Raw genomic sequence first — 5,552 nt, 5'->3', positions numbered from 1 at the left:
ACATGTTCAGACGAAGGCCGCTTTCGCGTACGGCGGTTACCGGACCGAGTGATCAAGTTCGACGCACCATTCGACGCCGGACGTTAAAGATCAAGTTAGACGGCGAGCGTGATGTTGGCGTGCAGTTTGCCGATGATGCTCACCACGGCCGTCTTGTTGCATCCCGACACGGTCGTGGTGTCGTCCGTATACCCGCCCTCGGGGTGCGGGGCGGATACACGCACCCGCCATTTCTTGCACCCTTTGTAGCTCACGTGAATGTAGTGGTTCCGGGTGTTGCTCATCATCAGGCTGCGGTACTGCTTGTCCGAGTAGTGCCACTTCTGCGGGCCGCCGAGAACGTCGATGTCCCCCGAGCGAGTGCCGAGGTAGACGGCATCGGCGTTGTCGGCCGAAGCGGGCGTCGCAGCGAGGGCACCCGTCATGACTGCCAGAGATGCACCAAGGACCGCCAACTTTGTGCGCGCCCCGCGATATGTGATGGACATCGTTTTCCCCTTGATCGTCGCTGAAGATACGTCATGCAGTACGGCAACCGCCCATCGCCGGATCACGCAGGATAGTCACCCCACTTCCAGGTCCAAGTGTCCGTGAATTCCGTGTCGGGAACATAAACGATCTTGCCAAACGCGGAGAACGACTTGCACTGACTCTTGGGAGGCAGCGCTTTCGTCTCTGTTTCGACGGGCGCCCTTCCCGATGTCACTTTTTCGTAGACCCTCTTGGTCGGGTTGGTGCAGTAGATGTTTCCCCGCAGGGAAAACACTCTTGAGGTACAGCCGGGGCGAGTCCTGAACCAGGCCTTCAGGTACGTTCCGAACTGGTCCGAGTCGTACCAGACGCGGAGTTGAGGTGCACCGCAACCGACGGCTGCCGCCGGGGTCGCGGTAACCATGGCTGCCGAAGAAGCCAGAACGGCGCCGGCAAGCACGACCGAACCCGCGCTTGACCAAGGAGCCGAGCGGCCGACGTCGCGAAACTGGCAAATGCATCCCTCTTCACCCTTCCAGGGACCGTTTTCCATGTCGAGCGGATGCGCTTCGCCACGTCGGCGAAGCGATATCTCATTACACCCGAGGCGACCTGTCCCCCGATATCCCCTTCTCGGGGGGGCACAGAATCGGGCATTCGCGACGCGCGACCCACAATCGTCATTTACGGCAAATGCGACTGCCATTCACCTGAAGGTCATCGACACGCCTCAAGGGAACCTCAAATAATCCGACACGAGGAATTGAAAGCTTGACGCCCAGTCGATCCCAGGGAAATAATGGACAAAATCTGGCCGCCTTGACCACTCGGCCACACGTCTGAATTACGCAAATCGCAAAACACCAACCGGGGGAGCGAAATGCGAATTGAAATAGCCGATGACAGGATCCTCTTTCGAGCGACTCTTCTCGCTATATTGGAGACTCAATCATCACCTAACATTGAAATCAAGGACGGAGAAAATCCCCATCTCATCATCACCAGCCACGCTCAAGGGCGCGACTCCACCGAAGTCCTCAAGCTCGCCGGACAGGCGGTTCCGGAAATTCCGGTCCTGGTCATAGCCGAGCACGTCTCGGAGATCGACATTCGGCATGTACTGACGATGGGTGCGGCCGGAATCCTCCTCCAGGTGACCACCGCGCAACATATTTCATGGGCTATCCCGGCAATCTTGAGTGGATGTCGCGTATTGCCGCCGGAGATCTCCGAATCGATGATCGGCGAATACTTGGATTCCTCATCCATGACACCGCAGGAGCAATCAGCCCGGGAAAATGTCCACCGCTTGAGCAGCAGAGAACAGGAGGTCCTGCAGCTGCTCGGTAGCGGAATGTCGAACCGGGAAATCGCAGCCAGCCTGTTCATCAGTCCCGAAACAGTAAAAGATCACGTCCGGGCGATACGGTCCAAGCTGAACGTCGCCAATCGTGTTCACGCCGCTCACGTGGCATGGCTCGCGCGCAGCGTGACAGCCCGCGCAGCATAGGCTCACGACCCGGATCGACTGCGAGACAGTCGGGGCAATCGCCACTGCCCCCGTCACTTGACGCAAGCACCGGCAATGGGTTGCATACGTTCTGTGATCGTGCACCCCGCTCCAACTGCCTGTTCCCGTACGTCCCTCAGGACACCGCTCCGGGCAGGGGGCAGCGCGCCGTGGACCCGGTGATCATCGTCGGAGCGGGGCCCGTGGGGCTCACGCTCGCCCTGGCGCTGGCCCGCCAGGAGGTTCCCTCCGTGGTCCTCGACGAGGGTCCGGGCAAGGATGAACAGCGGCTGGCGCGGACGGTGGTACTGCGCGAGGACACTGCCGCGCTCGTCGAGCGGCTGACGGGTTTTCCCCTCTCCGAGGCCGGTTTCCGTTGGGCCGGATGGCGGTCGATGCGGCGCAAGCAGGTGATGCGCGAGATCACGTTCGGCACGGGCGTTTCCGACACCGGCGCGCACGGCTTCGAGGACGGCGCGCAGGGCTCGCGGGGCAACGCGCACGGCTCGGGAGGCAGCGCGCAGAATTCCGAACGCGCCGAGGTGCCCGCCCCTGTGCACCTCGCCCAGCACACCCTGGCCGCCGCCCTGCGCGAGGCCATCACCCACGAGCGGCTGATCAAGGTCGCCGTGGACAGCCGACTCGACTCCATCGAGCAGGAGACATCGGGCGTGACCGCGCACACCCGCGGCCCCAAGGGCACGTGGTGGCGCGGCAGTTACCTCGTCGGCTGCGACGGACCGCGTTCGACGGTGCGCAAACTCCAGGACATCCGCTTCCCCGGACGCACGGCCGTCGAGCGACACGCCGTGGCAGCACTGCGTACGGAACTTCCGTGGCCCGGCGAGGCGTTGTTGCATCGGATGCCGCCGTGGCGGACGTCGGGCCCCTCGACCGGGGAGGTGACCGCGCGTCCCCTCGCCGACGACGCGTGGCGCCTGGACTGGCTGCTGCCGCCCGGCAAGGACCTGGTCACGCCCGACCTGCTGCTGTCGCGCATCCGGGAGACGCTCGCGGGCTGGAGCGGAGGCTCCACACCGCCGTACGAGCTGCTCGACACCGGAGTCCACACCGTCCACCACCGCCTCGCCCGCCGGTGGCGGGTCGGCCGGGTCTTCCTCGCCGGGGATGCCGCGCACCTGCTCGGCGCGCTCGGCAGCCAGGGTCTGGACGAGGGCCTGCGGGACGCCGACAACCTCGCCTGGAAGCTGGCGCTGGCCTGGCACCACGGGCCGCACGAGACGCTGCTGGACAGCTACCAGGTGGAGCGACGCGCCGTCGTCGCCGCCCGGCTGCGCGCCGCCGACCAGGCGCTACCGCTGCTGCGCGGCGGCGGAGGCCTGCGCTCGTACGTGCCCGGGTCTGCCCGCGGCCACGACGCCCTGCTCACGGACGGCCACCTGGGGCGTGGCCCGCTGGGCGCGCCGGGGGCGTACGCCGATTCGCCACTCTCGCCTCCCTTCGCCGAGTCGGTCGCCCCGGTGGATACGGCACCCGGCGCGCCGGTCACCGATGTGGGGGTGACCGCCGAGGACGGGTCCTTCGTCCGACTGCGGGAGCGGCTGGGGCGCGGGGTCATGCTCGTCGTGCTCGTCGCACCGGGTACGGGGGTGTGGGAGCGCAAGCACTGGGTGACCGCCGGGATCATGCCCCGGCTCGCCGCCGCCGTGACCGCGCTACCGCACCCCGCCGAGCTGCTGGTCGCCGAGAGCTACCCGGGCGCGGCCGCGCACACCGTGCTCCTCGTCCGCCCCGACGGCCACCTGGTCAGCGCGCTCAGCGGGGTCCGCCCGGCTGATCTGTACGCGGCGGCCGAGGCAACGCTCGGCGGGCCGACGAAGGCGGAGGCCACTGCGGGTATGAGCTGAGCGCGCCATGACGAGGTGCAGGAGGAGCCGGCGGTGACGGTCCGGGCCACCGGGGATCGAGTCGCAGGAGCCCGTGGTGACGGTCCAAGCCGACGCCCGAGACCGGGGCAGTGACCGAGAGGTCGACCTCGGCAAGCTGGGCGAGCACATCGCCCCGGCCGTCGTCGAACTCGTCACCGCGTCGACCAGCCCGCCGTCACGGTCCGGACCGCCCGGAATCCGGCCCGGCCGAGTCCCCGATCCGCCGTCCGGACCGCCCGCGACCTGGGGTGTCGAAGCCCGATGCCCGATCGGGCTCAGGGGCGTCAACCGGCCGCCTGGTCACCGTGTGTCCACATAGTGACGGTGAGTTGACCGGTCTGCACCACCATGGTGTACTTCGGATCGTGACCGACACCTGTGTGCGCCTGTGGCGGAGGGTCCATATGGACCTCGTCCGCTATGCGGGCTGCGTGTGTCGCCCGTCCTGCTGAATTCGCATCCCACCACCTCCGCGCGCCGCCCGTGTGCTGCCGCGCACTCCCACGCGAACCCTCAGGACGGTACGAGTGTCTGTGTCCCCCTCTGTCTCCGCACCCCCACAAGCTCCCATGCAGGCTCCCACCCAGGCCGACCTGCTCGAATTCGTACGTCGTACGGCAGCCGACGCCGAGCTGATCTCCTCGCTCCCGCTCGACCCCGAGGGCCGTACCTGGGTGCGCCTCGAAGGCCCGGGCGGCAGTGAGGCCTGGCTCATCGGCTGGCCTCCCGGCACCGGAACCGGCTGGCACGACCACGCCGAGTCGGTCGGCGCCTTCGTCACCGCGTCGGGCGAACTGAAGGAGTACTCGCTCACCTCCCGGCTGCCCACCGACGGCTGGAAGACCCTGGAACTCGCCGAAGGCATCGACCGGGAGCGAACACTGCCAGCGGGCAAGGGCCGCTCCTTCGGCCGCCACCACGTGCACGAGGTGCTCAACGAGTCCACCGAAGAGCACGCGATCTCGGTTCACGCCTACTACCCGCCGCTCCCGCAGATCCGCCGTTACAGCCGCACGGGCCAGGTGCTGCGCCTGGAACACGTCGAGCGTCCGCAGGACTGGCAGTGAGCACCCAACGCCCCGTGGGCATCGACGAGTTGCTGGAGCAGATCCGCGAGGCGCTGGATCGTGTAGAGGCCAAGGAAGCCTACGAAGCCGCGCAGGCGGGCGAGGCGCTCCTGGTCGACACCCGGTACGCCGCCCTGCGCGAGCGCGACGGGCTGATCCCCGGCGCCCTCGTCGTCGAGCGCAACGAACTGGAGTGGCGGCTCGACCCCCAGGGCAGCCACCGCGCTCCGGAGGCCACGAGCCACGATCTGCGGGTCGTGGTGTTCTGCAACGAGGGCTACGCGTCGAGCCTTGCGGCCGCGTCCCTGCGGCAGTTGGGACTGCGCCGGGCCACCGATCTGGTCGGAGGATTCCAGGCCTGGAAGGCGGCCGGGTTCCCGGTGACCGCGGCCTAGTGTCCTGCGCCTGAAATCCGTCGGTAGATCTGTCTTGTCTCGGCGGTCGGATTCCCGCCGCCGACCAGGCGCGTTGACCGTCCGCGGCCCAGCCAGAACTGCCTAGGAACTTCCGGCGCAGGACACTAGCGGTGGTTTGTTGACGGCGGGTCTGTGTGGGAGTAGGCCGTTAGGTGAAGGCGTCAACTACGGCCTGGGGAGCCCGAGATGACGAGGCGGC

General features: G+C 67.0%; 7 protein-coding genes. 6 read left to right on the top strand and 1 reads right to left on the bottom strand.

The window, feature by feature from the left end; translation table 11 throughout:
• Positions 1-95: 95 nt before the first annotated feature.
• Entirely contained in the window at positions 96-425 is a 330-nt protein-coding gene (locus ACZ4RZ_RS50060; RefSeq protein ID WP_467754329.1) for a hypothetical protein, read from the bottom strand.
• Positions 426-1,351: 926 nt separating this feature from the next.
• On the opposite strand from ACZ4RZ_RS50060, the gene ACZ4RZ_RS50055 reads away from it, so the two are divergent.
• The 6 genes from ACZ4RZ_RS50055 to ACZ4RZ_RS50030 all read left to right on the top strand — a co-directional run bounded on the left by ACZ4RZ_RS50055 (position 1,352) and on the right by ACZ4RZ_RS50030 (position 5,332).
• Positions 1,352-1,981, top strand: coding sequence for a response regulator transcription factor (locus ACZ4RZ_RS50055; protein ID WP_467754327.1), 630 nt, complete (start codon positions 1,352-1,354; stop codon positions 1,979-1,981).
• A gap of 170 nt (positions 1,982-2,151) precedes the next feature.
• Positions 2,152-3,849 (top strand): FAD-dependent monooxygenase, encoded by a 1,698-nt coding sequence (locus tag ACZ4RZ_RS50050; protein WP_467754326.1) that lies wholly within the window; start codon positions 2,152-2,154, stop codon positions 3,847-3,849.
• 76 nt (positions 3,850-3,925) lie between these two features.
• Positions 3,926-4,189, top strand: coding sequence for a hypothetical protein (locus ACZ4RZ_RS50045; protein ID WP_467754330.1), 264 nt, complete (start codon positions 3,926-3,928; stop codon positions 4,187-4,189).
• A complete protein-coding gene (locus tag ACZ4RZ_RS50040) occupies positions 4,119-4,322 on the top strand; it encodes a putative leader peptide (RefSeq protein WP_467754325.1) in 204 nt (67 codons plus the stop codon). Before ACZ4RZ_RS50045 ends, ACZ4RZ_RS50040 begins: the two co-directional genes overlap by 71 nt.
• 117 nt (positions 4,323-4,439) lie before the next feature.
• Entirely contained in the window at positions 4,440-4,937 is a 498-nt protein-coding gene (locus ACZ4RZ_RS50035; protein ID WP_467754323.1) for a cupin domain-containing protein, read from the top strand.
• Entirely contained in the window at positions 4,934-5,332 is a 399-nt protein-coding gene (locus ACZ4RZ_RS50030; RefSeq protein ID WP_467754322.1) for a rhodanese-like domain-containing protein, read from the top strand. The genes ACZ4RZ_RS50035 and ACZ4RZ_RS50030 overlap by 4 nt, the downstream gene beginning before the upstream one ends.
• Positions 5,333-5,552 lie beyond the last annotated feature (220 nt).

This window comes from Streptomyces sp. NPDC027189, from assembly GCF_055566975.1.
The sequence above is the reverse complement of the archived record's forward strand: the minus strand, read 5'-3'. Positions and strand labels throughout refer to the sequence as shown.

Bases quoted from the DNA above. Each gene is read 5' to 3' on its own strand.
- ACZ4RZ_RS50060 (WP_467754329.1), bottom strand. From the start codon at position 425: ATGACGGGTGCCCTCGCTGCGACGCCCGCTTCGGCCGACAACGCCGAT.
- ACZ4RZ_RS50055 (WP_467754327.1), top strand. From the start codon at position 1,352: ATGCGAATTGAAATAGCCGATGACAGGATCCTCTTTCGAGCGACTCTT.
- ACZ4RZ_RS50035 (WP_467754323.1), top strand. From the start codon at position 4,440: ATGCAGGCTCCCACCCAGGCCGACCTGCTCGAATTCGTACGTCGTACG.